Below are 22366 nucleotides of genomic sequence, written 5' to 3' on the forward strand. Positions count from 1 at the left end.
AATTGGCGGTGCGTCAGGCCGCACGGCGCCCCGCGTAGCGTGCCGTGCGGCGAGGTCGCGGAGGTCAGCGGGCGGTCTGGAACGTGCGGCGGTAGGCCTGCGGGGAAACCCCGATCGCCGCGTTCAGGTGCTGACGCAGGGACGCGCCGGTCGCGAAGCCGACCCGGCCGGCGATCTGGTCCACCGTCAGATCACTGGATTCGAGCAGATGCCGGGCCCGGACCACGCGCTGCTGGATCAGCCAGCGGCCGGGGCTGAGCCCCACCTCGTCGTGGAAGCGGCGGGCGAAGGTGCGCTGACTCATCCGGGCGTGGCCGGAGAGGTCGGCGAGGGTGAGCGGTTCGTCGAGGCGCTCCAGGGCCCAGGCGCGGGTTGCGGCGGTGCTCGCGGCGCCCTGCTCGGGGACGGGCTGCTCGATGTACTGGGCCTGGCCGCCGTCCCGGAAGGGCGGGACGACGCAGCGGCGGGCGACGCTGTTGGCCAGCCGGCTGCCATGGTCCTTGCGGACGAGGTGCAGGCAGATGTCCACGCCGGAGGCGGCCCCGGCGGAGGTGAGGAACGGATGGTCGTCGACGAACAGCACGTCCGGGTCGAGATCGACGCGCGGGAACATGCGCCGGAACCGGTCGGCGACCTGCCAGTGAGTGGTCGCCCGGCGCCCGTCGAGGAGGCCGGCGGCGGCGAGGACGAAGGCGCCGGTGCAGATCGAGACGATGCGGGTGCCGGGGCGGATGAGCGCGAGCGCGGCCAGGATGTCGTCGGACACCTCGTCGGCCAGGTGGGCGGGCGCCACGGGTGCGATCACCACCGTGTCGGCCGTGGCCAGGGCTTCGGGGCCGTGCTCCACGGTGACGCCGAAGTCCGCGTCGGTGCGCACCGGACGGCCGTCGACCGAGCAGGTGAGGACCTCGTAGCGGCCGTCGGCCGCGCCGAGGATCCGGCTGGGGATGCCCAGCTCGAAGGGGTACACCCCGTCCAGGGCCAGGACCACCACTCGTTCACGTCGCATGGCACGATTCTATCGAAGGTTGGCAATCTTGCCATTGGCGGGGTGCGTGCGGACCGGCAGGCTGGTTGACCATGAGCACACAGCACACGATGCGAGCCATGAGCCAGGACGTCCTCGGCGGCCCCGAGGTCCTGAAGGAAGTACAGGTCGAACGCCCGGTACCCAGGCCGAACGAGGTACTGGTCCGGGTGCGGGCCGCCGGGGTCAACCCGACCGACTGGAAGCACCGCGCGACCGGCGGGTTCCTGGGCGAGCCGCCCTTCGTCCTGGGCTGGGACGTCTCCGGGGTGGTGGAGGCGGTCGGCATCGGTGTCGTGGCCTTCGCACCCGGTGACGAGGTCTTCGGCATGCTGCCCTACCCGTACGGGCACGGCTCGCACGCCGAGTACGTCATCGCCCCCGTCCGCGCCCTGACCCGGAAGCCGGCCGGGGTCGACCACACCCAGGCGGGCGCGCTGCCGCTGGTCTCGCTCACCGCCTGGCAGGCGCTGACCGAGCACGCGGACCTCCGGCCCGGCCAACGGGTGCTGATCCACGCCGCGGCCGGCGGGGTCGGGCACGTGGCGGTGCAGATCGCCAAGGCACGCGGCGCGTACGTGATCGGCACGGCGAGCGCGGGCAAGCACGAGTTCCTGCGCTCGATCGGCGTCGACGAGACGATCGACTACCGCGAGACGGACGTCACCGAGGCCGTGAAGGACGTCGACGTCGTGCTGGACACGATCGGCGGCGACAACTCCCTGCACTCACTGCGCGTGCTGCGCCCCGGCGGTGTCCTGGTGTCGATCCTCCCCGTCGGCTCGGACGACCTCTACGAGGAGGCCGCACGGCTCGGCGTACGTGCCCTGCGGATGCTGGTGGACGCCGACCGCAGCGGCATGGAGGTGATCGCGGACCTGATCGAGACGGGCAAGCTGCGCGCCACGATCGCCGGCACCTTCCCCCTGGCCGAGGCCGCCGAGGCACACACCCTCGGCGACACCGGCCGCACGACGGGGAAGCTGGTGCTGCTGAACGACTGAGCCGGCACCGCGGCGGGCGGTTTCAGAACGTCAGGACCGGCTTGATCGTCTTGCCGGACCGCATGTCCTGGACCGCCCGGTCGATGTCCTCGAAGGGGTAGGTGCCGATCAGGCGGTGCAGGGGGAGCCGGCCGTCCTTCACCAGGTGGACCAGGGCCGGGATCATGGTCCGGGTCTCGCTGTCGCCGAGGGTGAGGCCGACGATCCGCTTGCCGCCGAGGAGGCCGTTGACGTCCAGGGCGACCTCGGTGCCGAAGGGCGGGGCGCCGACGACGACCAGGGTGCCGCGTGCGGCGAGCGCGTCGACGCCCCGGCGCAGGACCCCGACGTGGCCCGTGGTCTCCACGACACCGTCCGCGCCCTGGCCGCCCGTGATGCCGGTGAGGGCCTCGGCCAGGTCCTCCCGGCTCGTGTCGACGGTGTGCGTGGCGCCCAGTTCCGTCGCCAGACAGAGGCGTCCGGTGACCCGGTCGACGGCGACGATCCGCGTCGCCGGGGTGAGCGCCGCCGCCATCACAGCCGACAGACCGACCGCTCCGGCGCCCAGGACGACGACCGTGCTGCCCGTGTCCGGCTTCAGCACGTTCCAGACGGCACCCACACCGGTCTGCACGCCGCAGCCCAGCGGGGCGATCGACTCCAGCGGCACATCCGGGTCGACCTTGACCAGGCTGCGCTCGTCGGCCAGCGCCAGCTCCGCGAAGGAGGACTGGCCGAAGAAGTGGCCGCCCAGGGCCTCGCCGCCCCGGCTGATGGTGTGCGACCCGTCGGCCCGGCCGCCGCCGAGCAGGTTCAGCGGCAGCCAGGTCGCGCAGTACGCGGGATGACCGCCGCGGCAGTTGCGGCAGTCTCCGCAGGAGGTGAAGGAGAGCAGGACGTGGTCGCCCGGCGCGACGCCGGTGACGGCGGGGCCGACGGCCTCGACGACGCCCGCGCCCTCGTGGCCCAGGACCCCGGGCAGCGGGAAGGGCAGTCCGCCGCTCGCCACCCCCAGGTCGGTGTGGCACAGGCCGGTGGCGACCATGCGGACCAGCGCCTCGTGCGGGCCGGGCGCGTCGAGGACGACGTCGCAGAGGGTGAAGGGCGCGCCGCCGGACTCGACGACCGCGGCACGGGTGGTGGTGGGCATCGCGATGACTCCTTGACGGTGTCTCAGTCGAGCGAGACGACGACGGACTTGACCTTGGTGTAACCGGCGAGGGCCTCGGGCCCGTACTCGCGGCCGTGGCCGGAGTCCTTCACCCCGCCGAAGGGCACCGCGGGGTCGAGCATCGCCCAGTCGTTGATCCAGACGATGCCGGCCTGGAGCCGGTCGGCGACCCGGTGGGCGCGGGCGAGGTGGCTGGTCTGGATCCCCGAGGCCAGGCCGTACGGCGTGGAGTTGGCGAGGGCGACGGCCTCGTCCTCGTCGTCGAAGGGCTGCACGGTGAGGACCGGCCCGAAGATCTCCTCCTGGATCACCCGGGAGTCGTTCGCCAGGTCGGCGATGACGGTGGGCCGGTAGTAGTAGCCGCCGTCGAGGTCGAGCCGCTCGCCGCCGCAGACGATGCGGGCGCCCTCCATGCGGGCCAGGGCGACGTACTCCTCCACCTTCTTCAGGTGCTTCTCGGCGGCCATCGGGCCGATGACCGTGGCCGGGTCGCGGGGGTCGCCGATGGGTACGCCGGGCACGGCCTCGGCGAGGATGCCGAGCAGGGTCGGGTACACCGGGCGGGCCACCAGCAGGCGCGGCCCGCCCATGCAGAACTGGCCGGTGTTGAAGACGAATCCCTTGATGACCGCGCCGACCGCCTTCTCCAGATCGGCGTCCTCGAAGACGATGTGGGCGGCGTTCCCGCCGAGTTCCATGGTGACGGGCTTCAGCGCCCCTCCGGCGACGCTCGCCACGTGCCGGCCGATCGCGGTGGAGCCGGTGAAGGCGACCTTGTCGACACCCTGGTGCCGCAGCAGCGCCTCCCCCGCCACCGGGCCGGTACCGGTCACGACGTTGACCACGCCGTCGGGGACGCCGGCCTCCTGGAGCAGCCGGGCCATGTACAGGGCGCTGAGCGGCGTCTCGTCGGCCGGCTTGTGGACGACCGTGTTGCCGGCCGCCAGAGCCGGGGCGAGCTTCGAACCGGCCAGGATCAGCGGGAAGTTGAACGGGGTGATCGCGGCGACCACGCCCAGGGGCTCGCGCTTGGTGTAGGCGAGGGCGTTCAAGGGGAGGTCGCGCAGGGCGCCGTCCTGGCTCTGGGCGAGATGGGCGTAGTACTCGTAGTCGTTGGCCGCGTTGGTGACGTCGACCGCGCCGCACAGCGTGATCGGCTTGCCGACGTCGAGGCTCTCCAGCGCGGCGAGCTCGTCGGCGTTCTCCCGGATGAGCTGGGCGACGCGCTGGAGCACCCGGCCGCGCTCACGGCCGCTCAGACCGGACCACGCTCCGTCGTAGAAGGCCTCGCGGGCGGCGTGTACGGCCGCGTCGACGTCGGCGGGGCCCGCCTCGGCGACGGTGGCGACGGCCCTGCCCCGGGAGGGGTCGATCACCTCGGTGCGTGCCCCGTCGGCGGCCTCGCGCCATCGGCCCCCGATGAACAGCTGCCCGGGTGTGCTCTCGAAGGTGGTCATCGCCACTCCTCAGCGTAGTCACCAAGATTTCAACAAACAGGTTTCCTGTCTGTGCGCAGTCTCTTTACGGACAGGAATCCTGTCAATGGTCTAGCCTGCCTCCATGCTCGACACACAGGTGACCAAGGCGCCCCCGTCCCTGCTCTACATGGTCAAGCAGGTGGAGCTCGTGGTGCGCTCCCACCTGGACGAGCTGGTCAGACCCTCGGGAATCACCGCGCTTCAGTACACGGCGCTGACCGTGCTGGAACGGCACGACGGACTGTCCGCGGCACAGCTGGCGCGCGACTCCTTCGTCACCGCCCAGTCCATCGCGGACCTGGTCCGCTCTCTGGAGGGCCGCGGACTCGTACGCCGGGAGCGCAACCCCCGCAACCGCCGGGAGCTGCTGATCCTGCTCACCGACTCCGGCCGCGAGCTGCTGGCCCGGCACGCCGGGCCCGTCCGGGAGCTGGAGGAGCGGATGGTGCGCGACCTCACCGCGCACCAGACCGAGCAGTTCCGCCAGGCGCTCACCAAGGCCTGGCACGCCCTGTCGTGATCCGGCCGGGGCTGCGCGACGCGCCCCCGGAATGTCGCCCGCGTACGCCCCGGCGTGAACCTTGGCCAACTCGGCCGGAATTCAAAGACATATGTCAATCGAACATGCTCAAATTCACTCGTTGGAGGGTAACTTGCACAGCGGGGACCGGTGTTGAGGCCGTCGCCCCTCCCCACGCACGGAGCAGGCTGGAGGCGATCTCGTCGTGCGGCAGGAACCTGCACCGCTCACCCGGCATCTGCGCGTCCGCCAGGAACGGGGACACACGGTGCTGGAGTTCCGCGGCGAGATCGACCTCGCCGCGGCCTCGGAGATCGCCCCGCACCTGGACCGCGAGACCGGCCGCCCCGCCGCCCGGATCGTGATCGACCTCAGCGGGATCGACTTCTTCGACTGCTCCGGCCTGCGGCTGCTGTACCGGGCCCGCAGCCGGGTGCTCGACCGGCGGGGCCATGTGCTCCTCGTCTGTGCGCACCCGCTGACGCTGCGCGTCCTGCGGATCACCGGCCTGTCCCGGCTGCTGCCTCCGCAGCCGACGCTGGACGCCGCCCTGGCGCAGCCCGAGGCGACGTCCCGCCCCTGACGGCTGTGCGCCCCGCGTGCTTCCCCCGAAGTCGTCCCGTCCTCGACTCGGCGGTCTGGCAGGGCGTCTGGCGGGCATCCGGACCGTAGGAAGGAGGGCCGTCGTATGACGACTCCCGTCAAGCGCCTCCCCAGGCGCATGCCCGGCTGGGCGAAGGTGGTGGCCGCGCTCGTGCTGGTGCTGGTCGTGTTCTTCGCCGGGCTCAGGCTGAGCGTACTCCCGGGCCTGAAGGACCTGTTCGGCACCGAGACGCACGACCGGTCCGGTCCCGCGCTGCTGACGTCCATCCAGGACATCAGCCGCTACGACGCCGCCTCCGGCAACTTCCAGGTCGTCGTGGACCTGGAGAAGGACGCCAAGCTCCTGCCCGACGCGATCCGCGGCACCCGCACCCTGTACGTCGGTGCCGGCACCGTCGACGCCTACGTCGACCTGGGCAAGGTCGGCGAGAACGACGTGAAGGTCAACGGCGACCGCACGTCCGCCACGCTCCGGCTGCCCCACGCCCAGCTGGGCAAGCCCGCCCTCGACCCCGACCGCTCCTACGCGGTCTCCAAGCAGCGCGGTCTCTTCGACCGCCTCGGCGACCTCTTCTCGGACAATCCCAACGGTGAGCAGGCCGTGCAGAAGCTCGCGGTGCGGCACATCGGCGACGCGGCGCAGGAGAGCGAGCTGACCGCGCGCGCCGAGTCGAACACCACCGGCATGCTCGAGGGTCTGCTGCGCTCCCTCGGCTTCAAGGAGGTGCGTGTCTCGTACGGGAACTGATCAGTTCCCGAGGACCCCGGGCAGGGCCGACGCCCCCAGCAGCGAGGTGCCGACCAGGAGCCGGGCGACGTAGTCCCCGACGTGCCCGGAGGGCAGGCGCCGTAGCGGCAGGGCCCGGCCCGGGGCGGCCAGCAGCCGGGGCCGGGTGACCGCCACGGCCGTAAGGGCGAGCGCCGGCGCGCCCGAGGCGAGGCCGAGCAGGACGCCGAGCGGGGTCCGTGCCGGCTGCTCGCGGCCCGCCGGCCAGGGCGCGCGAGGCGACGAGGTTGCCGCCGATCAACAGGGCGCCGATCACAAGGAGTTTCGTCGTCTCCCGGCCGGTTCCGTGACCGCGCACAGCGCCGGCACGACCGCGGCCCCGAGGTAGGCCCCCTCCCAGGTGACCCCCCGGCCGCGGGACGCGGCGGGACGCGGCGGCTCCCCGCCGGGAGTGCCCCCGCGATTCGCGGGCAAACCGAGGGTGGGCACGGTCCCCGGCGACGCCGCCGGGGACCGTGGCCGGGAATCACCCCCCACGGCATCGTCGGCCTGCCTGGGGGTAACCGCCCTGTCACGCAGGGACGTTGAAGACTGGAGGACTCCCCATGGCCAGTGCAGCCTCACGTCCCCGGACCACCGGGTCCGGGAGCGAGCGACGCCCGCTCCCGTTGCCCGTCCGGCTGCTGGCGATGCTGTGCGCGTTCACGTTCATGGTGGCCTTCGCCGTGGTGCTGGCCCGGCTGACCCTGCAACCCTCGCCCGCCTCTCAGGCGCTGACCCACAGCAATCTCCAGCCGGGCAGTTCCCTGAAGGCCTACCTCGACCAGCCCGAACTGCGGGACGCCTTCAAGCAGATCGGCGGCAACATCCTGCTGGGCATTCCCTTCGGCGTCCTCGTGCCCGTGGTCGCTCCCCGCACCCGCGGCATCCTGCGCGTGCTGCTCCTGACCGCGATCGTGATGCTCCTGGTGGAGTTCGCGCAGGGCGCCCTGGTCACCGGCCGCGCCTTCGATATCGACGACGTCATCCTCAACACGACGGGCGCGCTCATCGGCTACCTGCTCCTGGGGCGTCGCCTCAGCAGGGCCGTGCACGCGCGCAAGCCGCGCTCGGGCGGGGCGGCGGGGAAGCCGTCGGCGGAGAAGAAGCCGTCGGCGGGCAAGGCCTAGGGACCGGCAGATCCTAGTGCACGGTCCAGGTGAACTTGTCGCCGCCCACCCAGCGGACCACGTCCGGGTCGTCCATGTCGTGCACGGTGATCCCGAACGCGGCCGCGGCCGCCAGCACGTCGGTGACGGCCCGGGCCTCCCCGACCACCTGGCCGTCGATCTGCACGATCCGGAACGGCGGTGTGGCCGGCTGTACCCCGAGCACCAGGATCCGCGGGTGGGATATGTACGGGCTCGCACTTTCGGTCATGCATCGAGCGTAGAACGCAACCGGCGGCGGCGCGGGTCCAGGACGCCCGCCGGGCCGACCCGCCGCTCAGGGGCGGCGCCAGTCGTGACCGGTCAGATGTGAACCGGCCTGCGGGCCCATCCGGAGCATGCCGCCGTCGACGCTCCAGGACGCGCCGGTGACGTACGAGGCGTCCGGGCCGGCGAGGAAGGCGATGACGGCGGCGACCTCGCGGGCGTCGCCGGGCCGGCCGAGCGGGGTGCCCGGGCGGCTCTCGGTGTGCGGGTCGGTGTCCTCCTGTCCGGTCATGGGCGTGGAGATCTCCCCCTCGGCGACGGCGTTGACGGTGATGCGCTGCTCGGCCAGTTCGAGCGCCATGACCTGGGTGAGCTGCCCGAGCCCGCCCTTGGCGGCACAGTAGGGCGCGGCGCCCACCCGCGGCTCGTGCTCGTGGACGGACGTGACGTTGATGATCCGGCCGCCCTCGCCGCGCCCGATCATGTGCCGGGCCGCCTTCTGCCCGCACAGGAACGGCCCCACGAGATCGACGTCGAGGACCTCGCGCACATCGGACAGCTCCAGGTCGAGGAAGGGCGTCATGGTGCCGGTCCCCGCGTTGTTGACCAGCACGTCGATACGGCCGAGCCGTTCGCACAGGTCGTCGACGGTGTCGGCGGCGCCGGGCAGCCGGGTGAGGTCCATCCGGGCGACCTCGGCCCGCTGTCCGTGCGAGCGCACTTCGTCGGCCGTCTCCTCCGCGCCCTTGCGGTCGCTGTGACAGGTGATGCCGACGTCCATGCCCGCCTGCGCCAGGCGTACGGCGGTGGCGCGGCCGATGCCGGAGTCGGCGCCGGTGATCACGGCGACCTTGCTGGGTGACGCGCTGGGGGCGGACATGACGAGCTCCTCGTCGACGGGGCCGGGACGAGGCATCGCAGCACCCGGGGGGATACCGGGCAAACCGCGCGCCCGTCGTGCGGCCTCCCGGGCGCTGGGGAACCCTTGAGGGGGAGGTGGCGATGGACCCCGTCGAGGCACTGGACCGGATCGCCTTCCTGCTGGAGCGGTCCCTGGCACCGACCTACCGCGTGCGCGCCTTCCGTACGGCGGCGCGCGTGCTGAAGGACCTGGGCGGCGACGAGGTGCGCCGACGGGCGGCGGACGGGTCGCTGGAGAAGCTCAAGGGGGTCGGCCCGAAGACGGCGCAGGTGGTGCGGGAGGCGCTGGCCGGCCAGGTGCCCGGCTATCTGTCGAAGCTGGAGGGCGAGGCGCACGAGCAGCCTGCCGTGCGGGGCGGCGAGCAGCTGCGGGCGCTGCTGCGCGGGGACTGTCATCTGCACTCCGACTGGTCGGACGGGGGCAGCCCGATCGAGGAGATGGGCCGGGCCGCCGCGGAGCTGGGCCACGAGTGGGCGGCGCTGACCGACCACTCGCCGCGGCTGACGGTGGCCCGCGGGCTGTCGCCCGGACGGCTGCGGGAGCAGCTGGACGTGGTGGCGGAGCTGAACGAGACCTGGGCGCCGTTCCGGCTGCTGACCGGCATCGAGTGCGACATCCTCGAGGACGGCACCCTCGACCAGGAGCCCAAGTTGCTGGACCGGCTCGACGTGGTGGTGGTGTCGGTGCACTCCAAGCTGCGCATGGACGCCCGGTCGATGACCCGGCGGATGGTGGCCGCCGTACGTGATCCGCATTCGGACGTGCTCGGGCACTGCACGGGGCGGCTGGTGACCGGGCGGGGGCGGCCGGAGTCGGAGTTCGACGCGGACGAGGTGTTCGCCGCCCTCGCCGAGACGGGCACGGCCCTGGAGATCAACAGCAGGCCGGAGCGGCTGGACCCGCCGCGGCGGCTGCTGCGCCGGGCCGTGGACGCGGGGGTGCTGTTCTCCGTCGACACCGACGCACACGCGCCCGGGCAGCTGGACTGGCAGATCAACGGCTGCGCGCGGGCGGAGGAGTGCGGGGTGCCGCCGGAGCGGGTGGTGACCACGTGGTCCCTCGACGAGCTCTTGGCCTGGACCCGGGAGCGGCGGGTGCCGTCCGGCGTGGCGGGCGGCTGACGTGGTACCCGCGCTGCCGTGGAGGAAAGGACTGCACCTATGGGAAGCGCGGGACAGGCTGCCGTGTTCGACGTCGACGGCACGCTGGTCGACACCAATCATCTGCATGTCGTGGCCTGGTGGGAGGCCTTCCGGCAGGCGGGTCACGACGTGCCGATGCACGCCGTTCACCGGGCCGTGGGCCTGCCGTCGACCGACCTGGTCGCCCATCTGCTGGGCGAGGACCGGGACACGGACCAGGACGCCGACATCCAAGCCGGGCACAAGGCTTTGTACGGGCAGTACTTCGACCGGCTGCCCGCGCTGCCGGGGGCCGGGGACCTGCTGCGGCGGCTGCACCGGGACGGCTGGACGGTGGTGCTGGCCACCTCCGCGGGCGGCGCGGAGCTCGGCGCGCTGCGCCGGGCCATCGACGCGGACGAGGCCATCAGCGCCACGGCGAGCGCCGACGACGTCGACGAGGGCAAGCCGGCCCCCGAGCCGGTGGAGCACGCCCTGGAGCTGGCCGGGGTGCCGGCGGCGCGGGCGGTGTTCGTCGGGGACACCGTGTGGGACATGCGCGCGGGCAGCAGGGCCGGGGTGCGCTGCCTGGGCGTCCTGTGCGGTGGCATCCCGCGCGCCGATCTGGAGGAGGCCGGCGCGGACGCGATCTACGCCGACCCCGCGCACCTGCTGTCGGCCCTCGACGGCGGCCTGCTTGCATGAGGGAACGTGAAAGCGCCGGTCAGGCGGATACGCAGCACATGACGCGTGTGACGAGTGCGGTACGGCGCAGGGCGGGAGCCTTCCGCCGGCGGAGGAACATGAAGGCGAACACGGGGGCGGCCTCGAAGGCGCGGTCCCACGGAGCATCCACCGAGCAGGGCCGGATCGGGAATGCGGAGCAGGAAATGCGACGCGTACGGCCGGTGGATGCCGTGCGACGGGACTCGCGGTCGGCCCTGGAGGCCGTACGGGCGGCGTGGCGCGGTCCCGGGCGGGAGCGGGACCTGGTCGTCCAGTCGCTGAAGGCGGCCGGGGCGGCCGTGCTCGCCTGGCTGGTGGGCGGCGTCTGGATGGGCGATCCGCTGGCCCTGATGGCGCCCTGGGTGGCGCTGGTGCTGGTGCAGGCCACGGTCTTCAGCTCCCTGCTGCAGGGGGCGCGGCAGTTCGGGGCGATCTGCGTCGGCACGCTGGTGGCCTCGGGGGCACAGGCCATCACCGACGACACGACCGGCGCGCTCGCCCTGTCCGTACCGGTGCTGATGCTGCTCGCGAACTGGCCTCGCTTCGGTGACCAGGGCATCTACGCGGCGACGACGGCCCTGTTCACCATCTCCTCGGGCATGGTGAGCCTGTCGGCCGTCGGGCACCGCGTGGAGCAGGCCGCGATCGGCGCCGTCATCGGCGTCGCCGTCAACGCGCTCGTCCTGCCCCCGATCCACCTGCGGGACGTACGGGAGAACCTGGCGTCCCTCGCCCGGGAGGCGGGAGAGGTGCTGCACACCGTCGCCGGCGATCTGCGCGAGGGCGAGTGGGACGCGCAGACCGCGGCCGGCTGGGTCAGTGCCTCGAACCGGCTGGACCACCGTCTGAAGGCCTTGCGCTCGGCGCGCCGGTGGAGCCAGGAGAGCCTGCGCCTGACCTACGCCCCGCTGCGCGCCCTGCACCGCGTGCCGCACGACGGTGTCCTGCCGGCGGTGGACGAGGACGAGCGGCTCAGCCGGGTCACCGGGCACGTCGCCACACTGACCCGGGCGCTCGCGGTGTCGGTGGACGACAAGCGGACGCCCGCCCCGCCCGAGGGCCCGGCGCTGCGCTCGTACGCGCGTCTGCTGGAGCTGATCGGGGACGCCCTGTGCGCGGAGGCCGACAGTCTGCTCGAGGGCGGTGTGACCGCCCGGCCGGACGACGAGACCGAGAAGGCCATGCAGGAGCTGCACGAGGAGTTGCAGGACGGACTGCGCCGGCACGCCGGGGAGGGGGCCGCCCACACCGCCGTCCTGGGCACCCTGCTCCTCCAGGCGGAGAACCTGTGGGCCGAGACCGCCCCGGGCGACGAGGAGCAGTGACGCGCCTCACCGGACGGGTGGGCCGCGCGCGGAACACCCGGATGTGATTGCCCGTTGAACAACACGTGGGTCCGGACAGGATCCGCTCCTGTGAGCCGCCCCGGCCGTGATTCCCCCGTCCGGCCGGGGCTTCCCTCTGCCCCCGTAGAAGACGCGCCACCCGGGTACTCGGTCACCTCTCGCGGAACCACGCGGCCGAGAGGAGCGCAGGGTGAGCAGCGCAACGGGCATGAGGGTCGTCGTCACGGGCGCCACCGGCAACGTCGGAACCAGCGTGGTGCGCCGGTTGTCGGAGGACCCGGAGGTTTCCTCCGTGCTGGGTCTGGCCCGGCGGATCCCCGACTGGTCGCCCCCGAAGACGGACTGGGCCGCCGTCGATCTGGCCTCCGAGCGGTCCGATCTGGTGGAGCGGTTCACGGACGCCGACGCGGTGGTCCATCTGGCCTGGGCGTTCCAGCCGACGCACCACCCGGCCGCGACCTGGCGCACGAACGTCCTCGGCAGCATGCGCGTCCTGGAGGCAGTGGCCACGGCGGGCGTGCCGGCGCTGGTGCACGCCTCGTCGGTCGGCGCGTACTCCCCCGGCCCGAAGGACGAGGCCGTGGACGAGTCCTGGCCGACGCACGGCTGGCCGGACGCCGCGTACTGCCGGGAGAAGGCCTATCTGGAGCGGGCGCTGGACACGTTCGAGCGCGACCACCGCGAGACGCGGGTGGTGCGGATGCGGCCCGCCTTCCTGTTCCAGCGGGAATCGGCGAGCGAGCAGCGCCGCATCTTCGGCGGCCGGTTCCTGCCCGGCCCGCTGGCCCGCCCGGAGTTGCTTCCCTTCCTGCCCGACGTCCCCGGGCTGCGGGTGCAGGCGCTGCACACGGGCGACGCGGCGAACGCGTATCGGCTGGCGCTGCGCTCCGACGTCCGGGGCGCCTTCAACCTGGCGGCCGACCCGCCGGTCGACGCGCGGCTGCTGGGCGAGATGTTCGACGCGCGTCCGGTTCGGCTGCCCCGCACGGCGGCCCGGTCGGCGATCGCCGCCGCCTGGGGCCTGCATCTGCTGCCCGCCTCCCCGCACCTGTTCGACGCGGTGCTGCGGCTGCCGCTGATGGACTGCACGCGTGCGCACACGGAACTCGGCTGGCGGCCGGAGCACACGGCGCCCGAGGTGCTGGAGGAGTTCCTGCTGGGCCTGAAGCAGGGGGCGGGGGCGCCCACGGAGCCGATGCGGGGACGCAAGGTGGGCTGACCGGGCGGTCTGCGGTTCCCCAGGTGTTCCCGGGCGGCCTGCGGGACTCTCCAGGTGTCCGGACATGCCCGGGGGCCGCAGCCGACCCCCACAGCCGGCTGCGGCCCCCGGTGGGATGCCCTCCTCAGGCGGAGGGCTCTTCAGGCACCGGGTGCTCGGTCTGAACCGTCCCCGAGCGCGGTGTTCCCTGCCGGCCCGTCCCCGCTTCGTCGGTGTCGGGGACGTCGTCGGAGGGCTCGTCGGTCTCGTCGTCGCGGCGCGTGTCGTGCTCGCCGGTGCCCGTGAAGCGCGGGGCGACCTCCCACGGGTCCTCGCCGGCGTCGGCCTGCTGGTCCGGCATGTCCCGCGGGATGGGGTCACCGTTCTCGCCGGGTCCTTCGAGGCGGTGGTCGGTCACGGCGTGCTCCCTTCTGTGGTCCGGGCGCCTCGCGAGTACCTCCGCGGTGATCGGCGAAACCTCTAGCGGGGCGTCCGCTCCCGAAGCGCCGTGCGCCAGGCCGGGACCGGGTACTCCGGTGCGGGGTCGGGGCGCCGTCCGCCGCGGGCGAAGAAGTCGGCGAGCGGCAGGATCGCGGCGCCGACCGTGACCGCGTCGGGTCCGAGCCGGCCGAGGTCGACGGTCACCTTCCCGGCCGGGTGGCGCAGCGCGTACGACATGGCGTGGCGGCGTACGGCGGGCAGGAAGCGGGAGCCGAGCGCCAGGCCCGCCCAGCCGCCGATCAGGATGCGCTCCGGCTGGAAGAGGTTGATCAGGTCGGACAGACCCGCCCCGAGGTACTCGGCGGTCTCCTCCAGGACGGCCAGCGCGACGGGGTCGGCGGCAGCGCCCTCGCAGGGGTGGGCCGCGGCGAGCATCGTGGTGAGGGCGGTCTCCTCGTCGGTGCCGTCCGGGACGCGGCCGCCCTCCTCCCGCCAGCGGGCGAGCAGCGACTCGGCGCCCGCGTACGCCTCCAGACAGCCGAGCGCCCCGCACCGGCAGCGGCGGCCTCGCACGCGTACGGTCAGGTGCCCCCACTCCACCGCGCGGCCCTGCTCCACGTCGGGGGTGACGAGGCTGGCGCCGACGCCGGAGCCGAACAGCACCACGACGGCGTTGCGGGCGCCGCGTCCGGCGCCGAACCACATCTCGGCCTGGCCCAGGGTCTTGGCGCCGTTGTCGATGAAGTACGGGACGGTGTCCGGCAGCGGGGAACGGGCGCGCAGCAGCGCCTCCAGCGGGACGGCGTCCCAGCCGATGGTCTGCCCGTGCACGAGCGCGCCACGGTCTCCGGTGCGCTCGACGATGCCGGGGACGCCGATGCCGACGCCGAGGAGCCGCTCGGGCGCGAGGCCGGCGGTGTCCAGCACCTCGGCGATGCCGTGGCGGATGTGGTCGACGATGGCCTCGACCTCGTACCGCTGCGGCGACAGCGGGCGCTCGACGCGGGCGAGTTCGGTGAGGGTGAGGTCGAAGAGCTCGACGCGGACCCGGGTCTCGCCGACGTCGACGCCGATCATGTGGCCGCTGCCGGGCGCGACCCGCAGCAGGGTGCGCGGGCGGCCCCCGTCGGAGTCGACGCTGCCGGCCTCCTCCACGAGCCCGTCGGCGACGAGATCCGCGACGACGTTGCTGACGGAACCGGAGCTCAGGCCGGTCACCGGGCCGAGTTCGAAGCGGCTGAGCGGGCCGTCGAAGTAGAGCCTCCGCAGCACGGCCGTGCGGTTGGCCCGCCTGAGATCGCGTACCGTGCGCCCGTTCCGCGCCGCCATGTGACTCCCCTCGCATCCCCTGTCCGACCTGCAACATACCGTCGGGGCGGGGCTCGGCGCGACATTCTCCGCCCCTTATTTCACGGTGTGAGCTAACAGGCGCCCGGGCGGGCGGGAGCGGCCTCCGCGATCTCGTCCAGGGCCGCGACGAGCTTTGGGGCGACGCTCTCCCGCACCCAGCGCCGCTGCTCCTCACCGGCCTCGTGGGGAACCGTCTCGGTGAGCATGATCAGGTACAGGTAGGCGCGGTAGAGCGCGAGGCGCAGCCGGGCCGCGGTGTCGAAGCGGGCTCGTCCTCCGGCCTCCCGGTAGCCCGCGAGGAACTCCTCGTCCTTCCTGATGTCGCCGAGGAGCGCGAGGGAGACGAAGTCGGCCAGGGGGTCGCCCCAGAACATGCGCTCCCCGTCGATGAGGCCGCCGATCCGCACCTCCCCGCCCGTGCGGTCGACGAGGATGTTGCCCCGCCACAGGTCGAAGTGGACCAGGCGGGGGTCGGTGACCTCGTCGAGGGCGCCGAACGCGGACGCCGCGGTACGGGCCACCGCGTCGACGGGGCGGGGGCAGCCGGGCCCCGTAGCGCCGGGCGTCGTCGAGGACGGCGTCGAACATCGCCGTGAACGCGGTGCGCCAGTCGGCGGCGAGCAGGCCGAGGGCGCCGGAGGGGTAGCCGAAGCCGGGGCCCGTCACGCGGTGCAGGCGGGCCACCTGGCGCCCCAGCTCCGCGCGCAGGGTCATCTGCTCCGTGTCGGTGAGCGTGCCGTCCCACGGCTCGCCCGGGACGGCCGTCATCAGCAGGAAGTCGTCCCCCGCGGACACCTTGTGCGGTGCCGGGACCCCGACCCGGGCGGCCGAGCGGTAGAACTCGGCCTCCGAGACGAGCAGCCGCCTCTCGTACCGCAGACCGGGGACGGCCGCGGCGGGCGGGACCTTCAGTACGTAGCGGCCGCCGCCGGTGAGGCGGAGCTCCTCGACGGTGTTGTACGTGCCGCCGGTCAGCGGGGCGAGGTGGGTCAGGCGGCCGGGGTCCAGGCCCGCCGCCGCCAGGACGTGCCGGGCCCGTTCCCAGGAGTCCACCACGGCGTGCCCGCCCCTCCCCTGCCGCTTCGGTCAGCCGGCCGCGTACACGTCCTCGACGTAACGCCCGTCCGCGATCAGGCCGTCGAGCCACTGCTCGGCGGCGGCCTCGTCCGTGCCGTCGACGGCCTGCGTGTGCTTGCGGAACAGCGTACGGAACGCCTCCCGCACCCCGGGCGCCATTCGGGAACCGTCTCCGCAGACGTACACCCGCGCCCCGGCGTCCAGCAGGGCCCACACCTCTGCCGCCTCGGCGGCGATCCGGTGCTGCACGAACCGCACCTCGCCCTCGGGACTCTCGCTGAAGGCGGGGCGCAGGGACACGGCACCGGCGGCCTCGGCGGCGCGCAGTTCCTCGGCGTGCAGGAAGTCCGCGTCGGGGGCGTCGCAGCCGAAGTAGCACAGGGCCGGGGCGAGTTCGGTACCCGCCGCGACGGCCGCCGTGCGGTCGGCGACGACGCCGCGGAACGGCGCGAGGCCGGTGCCCGCCGCGACCATGACGACCGGCGCCGAGTCGGCGGTGACGTCGATGCGGAAGGCGTCCCGGCAGGGCTGCACGCGTGCGTACACGGTGTCGCCGGGCTCGACGGTGGTGAGGTGGCCGGAGCCGGTGCCCCGGTAGACGCCCCGGCCGGAGCGGGCGGGTGCCTCCAGCAGCGAGACCATCAGGTCCACGTGGCCGGGGTCGACGGCGGGCGAGGAGGAGACGGAGTAGTGGCGCGGGCGCAGCGGGGTGAGGAGGTCGAGGAGCGGCGGCCAGTCCAGGGCCCCGCGCAGGGCCGGGTGGTCCTCCAGGATCTCCACGAGGGTACGCGGGTCGTCGCCGAGGGCGGCCAGGGCCGCGCGCTCCGGCGGGCACGGGTTGGCGGCGGCGAGCGCGGCCAGCTGCCCGGCGCTCGGGCGCTCCTGCAGCTCCACGTGGTGGGTGAACAGCTGCCGAACCGTCACGGGCCGGTCCACGGCGATGCCGTCGCGGCGCGGGCGGGTGGCGCGGATGTCCAGAACCGTGTCGAGGTCGACGCCGAGCGCGGTGGCGGCCCGTGTGACGAGGTCCGGGGCGTTGGCGGGGAGCACGGTGAGGTGGTCGGCCGTGCGGTAGGTGACGCCGTCCGGCAGCGCGACGCGGACGAACCGCTTGCGGCGCGCGTAGCCGGGGGCGGTGAGGTCGCGGGTCTCGGTGACGCGCATGGGGACGAGTCCGTGCCGTTCGGCGAGGGCGTCGAGCGGGCCGCCGGTCACGGTGCGGACCTGGTAGGCGGTGGCGGGCTCGGGCTGCGGGGTGGTGGCGTCCGGGTCGCCGTAGCGCTCCAGGAGGGCGCCGCGCAGGGAGGTCGTGAAGGCGCGGACGGTGCCGGTGAGATCGCCGGAGGCGTCGGCCGCGGCACGCTCCAGCAGTCGGCCGGCACCGGACGCGGCGAGCCGCTCGTCGATGCGGGTGGGGACGTGCTGGTAGGTGGCGGCCCAGTTGCGGTCGCCGACGCCGAGGACGGCGTACGTCACGCCGGACAGGTCGTGGGTCTCCTCCAGCCGGGCGGCGAAGGCGGTGGCGTCGTCGGTGGGGCGGCCGTTGTAGGAGGCGGCGGTGATGACGACGGGCCGGTCGGTGGGCAGGCCGCCCGCGTAGGCGTCGAGCGCGGCCACCTCCGTGTCGCAGCCGATCGCGGCGGCCTCGTCGGCGAGCTGCGCCGCATAGTCGCGGCAGGTGCCGTAGTTGCTGCCGTGCAGGAAGAGCGCGGCCGTGCCGGGGCGGACGCGGGCGGGCAGGTCCTGCGGCTCGGCCGACTCCGCGTCCTGGGCCGGGGCGGCCCCGGGCAGCGGCGTGTGGACGCGGTCGGCGGCGGTGCGCGGCGCGAGCGCGAGGGTGAAGCCCTCGGGCTTGAGGGTGAGGGTCTCCTTGACCGTGAGCCGGTAGTCGGCGTGGTCGCTCAGCCGGTAGCGGTGCACGAGCATGGCCAGCAGCATGGTCGCCTCGTGCAGCGCGAACTGCCGTCCGATGCAGGCGCGCTCGCCGGTGCCGAACGGCTTGAAGGCGTGCACCGGGCGCTCCGCCTCGGCCTCGGCCGTGAAGCGGGAGGGGTCGAACAGCTCGGGGTTGTCGCCCCACACGGACTGCCGGTGCAGCATCGGTGTGAGGACGAGGGCGGACTGCCCGGCGCGCAGGGGGATGCGCCCGCCGAGCAGGGTGTCCTCGCGTGCCTGCCGGGAGAAGACGGCGGCCGTGGGCCAGAGCCGCAGGGCCTCGTTGAGGACCTGGCGGGTGTAGGTCAGCCTGCCGACCTCGTCGTACGTCGGCTCGGGGTCGGCCGCGTCGCCCCACAGCTCGTCGACCTCGCGCTGCACCAGTTGGAGGGCCGTGGGGTGCTTGGCGAGGTAGTACAGCGCGAAGGACATGGCGCCGGAGGTGGTCTCGTGGCCGGCGATCAGGAACGTGATGACCTGGTTGCGGATGTTGGCGGTGTCGAGTGTGGTGCCGTCGGCCGGGTGCTCGGCGGTGAGCATCAGGCCGAGGAGGTCGTCGGCGTCGCTCTGGTCGGTGCCGGTGCGCGCGGCGATGACGTCGTCGACGACGCGGGCCAGGTAGGCGGAGTCGTCGCGGAAGGCCGCGTCCTGCGCCGCGTGGTCCTGGCCCGGGACGCGCGCCAGGCGGGTCATGCTCCACTCCAGGCAGCGGACCATCGACTCGACGAAGGGGTGCGGCTCGGCCCGCTCGAAGGAGCCGAAGTCGTAGCCGAAACCGGCGAGTCCGATGGTGTCGAGCGTCATGCGGGTCATGTCGTCGGGCACGTTCACCGGCCGCCCGGCGCGGGCGTCGCGGTCCCAGGACGCGATGAGCCGGCGGGCCACCTTCAGCATCACGGGGTGGTAGGTGCGCATCGAGCCCAGCGCGAAGGCGGGCATCAGGATGTCGTGCGCCTTGGCCCAGTTGGGCTCCTCGTTGTACGCGGTGAACAGGCCGTCGGCGGCGAACTCGCGGACGTTCTCCAGACCGGGCCCGATGTGCTTGGCGAACCGCTGCTCGTCCGCGAGGTCGGCCACGAGGTCCAGGCCGCCCACGAACAGGGTGTCCCGCCCGTACAGCCGCCGCACGAACACGGGCCCGTGCTCGCGCATCAGGTCCATGGCCTGCTGGATGGGCGCGCCGCCGGGTCCGGTGGCGGTGATGTCGGCGACGGGGACGCCGGGGAGGGTGTCGGCGGTCAGGGGAGGCTGTCCGGTGGGGGGCATGACGCGGCAACTGCCTTTCGCGGTACGGAAGTACTGTGCTCCAGCGTGATCCACCGGGCGCGGGAGGCGGTGCCGCGGCCCTACATGATTGTGTAGTGCGAGCAGATGCGCCGCTCTTGCGCGGGAGTGGCCCGGCGTGGCAGGAGAGGCTCGTGGACCTGGCCCGGCAGGAGGCCGTGACATGGCGCAACCGCGCCCTGCTGCTGTTCGACCGGGTCGCGATGCCGGTCGCGGTGTGCGACGTGTACGGGGCGGTGCTGCTGGCCAATCCGGCGATGGCCGCGGAGTGCGGTACGACGCCGGGCCGGCTGCGCGGCCGTGACGTGCTGGACCTGTTCAGCCCGCGGGAGGCCACGCAGGTGGAGCGCATCGCCGAGGCCCTGCGGCTGCGCCACCGCTCGCGCTACCAGATGTCGGTGCGCTGGCGGGCCCCCGGCGGTGTGGAGCGCCACGGCGAGCTGACGGCCGACCCGGTCAGCGACTCGGCGGAGGACACCCCGGCGCTCCTGGTGATGCTCCGGGTGGACGCCGAACCGGCGCCCTCCCCCACCGCACTCGCCGGACAGGTCCGGGTCACACCGATGGAGGCCCGCGTCCTGACGCTGCTGGCCGCCGGCGCCACCACGGCCCGGGCCGCCCGAGAGACGGCTCTCACCACGGACGGCGTGACCTACCACCTGCGCCGGCTGTCGTCCCGCTGGGGCGCGTCCAACCGCACGGAACTGGTGGCCCGGGCCTACGCGCTCGGGGTGCTCAGGGCCGGGGTCTGGCCGCCGGAGGTCTCGGAGGCCGGGCAAGACCGGGAGACCCCGGACGACGAGGCCTGACGGAAATCCGCTGGCCCGCCCGCGTCACGGCTGTCTAATCTGACCTGGCCCCAAAACCTAGGACCCCTAGGTTTCGCGACGATCACTCTCAGGAGCCCCCGTGCAGCCGCTCACCGAGCAGGACATCCGCACCTCCTTCATCAACTGCTCCAAGGGCGAGGCCAAGCGCCTGGCCGTGCCCCGGGACCTCGGCGAGCGCCCCTGGGGCGATCTCGACTTCCTCGGGTGGCGGGACCCGGGGGCGCCCGACCGGAGCTATCTGGTGACCGAGCGGGCGGGGCGGCTCGTCGGCGTGTCGATGCGGTTCCAGCCGCCCAGCGCGGATTCCTGCACCGCAGCATGTGTTCGCTGTGCCTGACCACGCACCCGCGGGGCGGGGTCGCGCTGATGACGGCACGGAAGGCGGGGGCGGCCGGGCGCGAGGGCAACTCCGTCGGGGCGTACATGTGCACCGACCTCGCCTGCTCCCTGTACATCCGCGGGAAGAAGGCGCTCGAGGCCGGGTCCCGGTTCGAGGAGAGCCTCACCGTCGAGGAGCAGATCGAGCGCACCGCGGGCCATCTGGCCGCCTTCCTCGACAAGGTGTACGCCTGATCCCCTCGGTCGCCCGTGGTTTGCCCCGGCGCTAACGTCCTTCATGAGCGTCCTTCATGGATGTGTTCGACGGATGCGTTCGATGCGCCGGGAATTGGATGCGTCGGGAAGGGGAACAGCCCGAGGATGCGAGAGGTACGTGAGTGGACGGCGCACGCCGAGCGGATCGTGAGGAAGCGTCGTGATCCCGTGGTCGTCCAGACGCTGCGGTCCGCGACCGCGGCGACGATCGCGTACGTCATCGCGCTGCGCCTGAGCCCCGAGCCGGCGCCTCTCACCGCTCCCCTGACGGCGCTGCTGGTCGTCCAGGTGACGCTGTACGCCACCATCACCAACGGCTTCCGGCGGGTGAACGCCGTGGTGACCGGCGTCCTCGTCGCCATCGCGTTCAGCCTGCTGGTGGGCCTGACCTGGTGGAGCCTCGCACTGCTCCTGCTGGCCTCGCTGGTCGTGGGGCGGCTGGTCCGGGTGGAGGAGTACGTACCCGAGGTCGCGATCAGCGCGATGCTCGTCCTCGGCGTGACCAGCGTCGGGGACTACGCATGGGCCCGGGTGGTGGAGACGCTGATCGGCGCGGTCGTCGGGCTCGCCTGCAACCTGCTGCTGGCCCCGCCGGTGTGGGTGGAGGAGGCGGGCGAGTCGATCGAGGACCTGGCGCGCCGCCTGCGGCAGTTGATGCTGCGCATGGGCGAGGAGGCGGCCGGCGGCACGCCCGTGGACCGCGTGGAGAAGCAGCTGCACGAGGCGCGCCGGCTGGACCACGACATCGTCGAGGTGGACGCGGCCCTGCGGCAGGCCGAGGACAGTCTGCGGCTCAACCCGCGCGTTCAGGACAGCGTGCTGCACCGGGTGGTGATGCGCACCGGCCTGGACACGCTGGAGATCTGCACGGTCGTCCTGCGGGTGCTCGCCCGGTCCCTCACCGACCTCGCGAAGAAGCGGGAACCCGAGCCGCTGTTCGAGGCCGAGACGGGCGCCGTTCTGGAGCAGCTGCTGTCCGAGATCGCCGACGCCGTGGTGAGCTTCGCGGTGCTGGTCACCACCCATCTCAGCGCGAGCGCCGAGTCGGCGGAGGAGCGGCTCGCGGCGGAACTGCGCACCGCCGCGGGCACCCGCGACAAGCTGAATCTGCTGCTGCGCGAAGAAGCCGGGCGCGACCCCGGGTACTGGCAGCTGCCGGGAGCCGTCCTGACGGAGGTCAACCGCATCCTCGACGAGCTCGACACCGAGCACCGCACCCGGCGCCTGTTCGAGGAGCTGGACCGCGTCTCGCGCGAGCAACGCGCCCGGATGCCCCGTCTGACGCGGCTGCGGGAGCGGCTGGGCGTCACGGAACAGCTGTGGCGGAACCGCGCGGGGTTCGACGGGCGTTCTGGCTGAGGGGAGCGCCGGCAGGGGGCCGGCCCCGGATGCGGGGAGCGGGCCGATGGCCGACACGACCGTGCGGATCGACGGGAACACACTGCGGCTGCCGGGCGGGGTCGCGGTGCGGTTCATCCGCACCCTGCGCCTGCCGGAGACCGGTACCCATCCGCTGCCGCCGGGCCTCGGGGAGTTCCCGGTGCGACGGGTCAGACGCACCAGCTCAAGGACGCCCCGGGCAAGCCGGTCGAGGACGGGGACCGGTAACCGGCCCGGG

The 22366-nt window shown here is 73.4% G+C and carries 20 protein-coding genes and 3 pseudogenes; 13 read left to right on the plus strand and 10 right to left on the minus strand.

Features of this window, described 5'->3' with window-relative positions; all coding sequences use genetic code 11:
- Nucleotides 1-64: 64 nt before the first annotated feature.
- On the minus strand, nucleotides 65-1009 hold the full coding sequence (locus tag HDC93_RS16335) for a GlxA family transcriptional regulator (protein WP_185011433.1): 945 nt from the start codon (nucleotides 1007-1009) through the stop codon (nucleotides 65-67).
- 71 nt (nucleotides 1010-1080) lie between these two features.
- On the opposite strand from HDC93_RS16335, the gene HDC93_RS16340 reads away from it, so the two are divergent.
- On the plus strand, nucleotides 1081-2031 hold the full coding sequence (locus HDC93_RS16340; RefSeq protein ID WP_185011435.1) for an NADP-dependent oxidoreductase: 951 nt from the start codon (nucleotides 1081-1083) through the stop codon (nucleotides 2029-2031).
- A 22-nt stretch (nucleotides 2032-2053) separates the two neighbouring features.
- On the opposite strand, the gene HDC93_RS16345 is transcribed toward HDC93_RS16340, so the two are convergent.
- Entirely contained in the window at nucleotides 2054-3160 is a 1107-nt protein-coding gene (locus HDC93_RS16345; RefSeq protein ID WP_185011437.1) for an NAD(P)-dependent alcohol dehydrogenase, read from the minus strand.
- 23 nt (nucleotides 3161-3183) lie between these two features.
- Nucleotides 3184-4638 carry an aldehyde dehydrogenase gene (locus tag HDC93_RS16350; protein ID WP_185011439.1) on the minus strand — a complete coding sequence of 485 codons (1455 nt, stop codon included), beginning with the start codon at nucleotides 4636-4638 and terminating at the stop codon, nucleotides 3184-3186.
- A gap of 103 nt (nucleotides 4639-4741) precedes the next feature.
- Here HDC93_RS16350 and HDC93_RS16355 point away from each other — a divergent pair, with 103 nt between their 5' ends.
- The 3 genes from HDC93_RS16355 (at nucleotide 4742) to HDC93_RS16365 (ending at nucleotide 6530) form a co-directional block, all read left to right on the plus strand.
- Nucleotides 4742-5179, plus strand: a complete 438-nt coding sequence (locus HDC93_RS16355) for a MarR family winged helix-turn-helix transcriptional regulator (RefSeq protein WP_031110653.1) — start codon at nucleotides 4742-4744, stop codon at nucleotides 5177-5179.
- A 205-nt stretch (nucleotides 5180-5384) separates the two neighbouring features.
- Nucleotides 5385-5762 carry an anti-sigma factor antagonist gene (locus tag HDC93_RS16360; RefSeq protein ID WP_185011441.1) on the plus strand — a complete coding sequence of 126 codons (378 nt, stop codon included), beginning with the start codon at nucleotides 5385-5387 and terminating at the stop codon, nucleotides 5760-5762.
- A 105-nt stretch (nucleotides 5763-5867) separates the two neighbouring features.
- Nucleotides 5868-6530: a DUF4230 domain-containing protein gene (locus tag HDC93_RS16365; protein ID WP_185011443.1), complete on the plus strand. Its 663-nt coding sequence runs from the start codon at nucleotides 5868-5870 to the stop codon at nucleotides 6528-6530.
- On the opposite strand, the gene HDC93_RS16370 is transcribed toward HDC93_RS16365, so the two are convergent.
- Nucleotides 6531-6686 (minus strand): hypothetical protein, encoded by a 156-nt coding sequence (locus tag HDC93_RS16370; protein ID WP_398770088.1) that lies wholly within the window; start codon nucleotides 6684-6686, stop codon nucleotides 6531-6533.
- Nucleotides 6687-7114: 428 nt separating this feature from the next.
- Between HDC93_RS16370 and HDC93_RS16375 the strand changes: the two genes are divergently transcribed.
- A complete protein-coding gene (locus tag HDC93_RS16375) occupies nucleotides 7115-7678 on the plus strand; it encodes a VanZ family protein (protein WP_185011445.1) in 564 nt (187 codons plus the stop codon).
- Nucleotides 7679-7691: 13 nt separating this feature from the next.
- Here HDC93_RS16375 and HDC93_RS16380 read toward each other — a convergent pair whose 3' ends face one another.
- Both HDC93_RS16380 and HDC93_RS16385 read right to left on the minus strand, forming a co-directional pair.
- A complete protein-coding gene (locus HDC93_RS16380) occupies nucleotides 7692-7928 on the minus strand; it encodes a hypothetical protein (protein ID WP_185011447.1) in 237 nt (78 codons plus the stop codon).
- Nucleotides 7929-7994: 66 nt separating this feature from the next.
- Nucleotides 7995-8804 (minus strand): SDR family oxidoreductase, encoded by an 810-nt coding sequence (locus tag HDC93_RS16385; protein ID WP_185011449.1) that lies wholly within the window; start codon nucleotides 8802-8804, stop codon nucleotides 7995-7997.
- 122 nt (nucleotides 8805-8926) lie between these two features.
- On the opposite strand from HDC93_RS16385, the gene HDC93_RS16390 reads away from it, so the two are divergent.
- The 4 genes from HDC93_RS16390 to HDC93_RS16405 all read left to right on the plus strand — a co-directional run bounded on the left by HDC93_RS16390 (nucleotide 8927) and on the right by HDC93_RS16405 (nucleotide 13258).
- The gene (locus HDC93_RS16390) at nucleotides 8927-9967 is read left to right on the plus strand and encodes a PHP domain-containing protein (protein WP_185011451.1); all 1041 of its coding nucleotides are present in this window, start codon (nucleotides 8927-8929) and stop codon (nucleotides 9965-9967) included.
- A 39-nt stretch (nucleotides 9968-10006) separates the two neighbouring features.
- Nucleotides 10007-10672: an HAD family hydrolase gene (locus HDC93_RS16395; RefSeq protein WP_185011453.1), complete on the plus strand. Its 666-nt coding sequence runs from the start codon at nucleotides 10007-10009 to the stop codon at nucleotides 10670-10672.
- Nucleotides 10673-10857: 185 nt separating this feature from the next.
- Nucleotides 10858-12018, plus strand: a complete 1161-nt coding sequence (locus tag HDC93_RS16400; protein WP_185011455.1) for an aromatic acid exporter family protein — start codon at nucleotides 10858-10860, stop codon at nucleotides 12016-12018.
- A gap of 211 nt (nucleotides 12019-12229) precedes the next feature.
- Nucleotides 12230-13258 carry an SDR family oxidoreductase gene (locus HDC93_RS16405; RefSeq protein ID WP_185011456.1) on the plus strand — a complete coding sequence of 343 codons (1029 nt, stop codon included), beginning with the start codon at nucleotides 12230-12232 and terminating at the stop codon, nucleotides 13256-13258.
- Between the two features lie 124 nt (nucleotides 13259-13382).
- Here HDC93_RS16405 and HDC93_RS16410 read toward each other — a convergent pair whose 3' ends face one another.
- From HDC93_RS16410 to HDC93_RS16425, 4 genes and pseudogenes are all read right to left on the minus strand, one after another.
- On the minus strand, nucleotides 13383-13655 hold the full coding sequence (locus HDC93_RS16410; RefSeq protein ID WP_185011458.1) for a hypothetical protein: 273 nt from the start codon (nucleotides 13653-13655) through the stop codon (nucleotides 13383-13385).
- A gap of 62 nt (nucleotides 13656-13717) precedes the next feature.
- A complete protein-coding gene (locus tag HDC93_RS16415) occupies nucleotides 13718-15007 on the minus strand; it encodes an ROK family transcriptional regulator (RefSeq protein ID WP_185011460.1) in 1290 nt (429 codons plus the stop codon).
- A 92-nt stretch (nucleotides 15008-15099) separates the two neighbouring features.
- Nucleotides 15100-16084: pseudogene (locus HDC93_RS16420) on the minus strand (phosphotransferase family protein).
- 30 nt (nucleotides 16085-16114) lie between these two features.
- Entirely contained in the window at nucleotides 16115-19306 is a 3192-nt protein-coding gene (locus tag HDC93_RS16425; protein WP_185011462.1) for a cytochrome P450, read from the minus strand.
- 152 nt (nucleotides 19307-19458) lie between these two features.
- Between HDC93_RS16425 and HDC93_RS16430 the strand changes: the two genes are divergently transcribed.
- From HDC93_RS16430 to HDC93_RS39690, 4 genes and pseudogenes are all read left to right on the plus strand, one after another.
- Nucleotides 19459-20133 (plus strand): PAS domain S-box protein, encoded by a 675-nt coding sequence (locus HDC93_RS16430; protein WP_185011464.1) that lies wholly within the window; start codon nucleotides 19459-19461, stop codon nucleotides 20131-20133.
- A gap of 100 nt (nucleotides 20134-20233) precedes the next feature.
- Nucleotides 20234-20727 (plus strand): annotated as a pseudogene (locus HDC93_RS16435) (FBP domain-containing protein).
- Nucleotides 20728-20853: 126 nt separating this feature from the next.
- Entirely contained in the window at nucleotides 20854-22107 is a 1254-nt protein-coding gene (locus tag HDC93_RS16440; protein WP_185011466.1) for an FUSC family protein, read from the plus strand.
- Between the two features lie 46 nt (nucleotides 22108-22153).
- A pseudogene (locus HDC93_RS39690) lies at nucleotides 22154-22348 on the plus strand (hypothetical protein); the annotation flags it as partial.
- Nucleotides 22349-22366 lie beyond the last annotated feature (18 nt).

The organism is Streptomyces sp. AK010 (assembly GCF_014207295.1).
GTDB lineage: Bacteria > Actinomycetota > Actinomycetes > Streptomycetales > Streptomycetaceae > Streptomyces > Streptomyces massasporeus.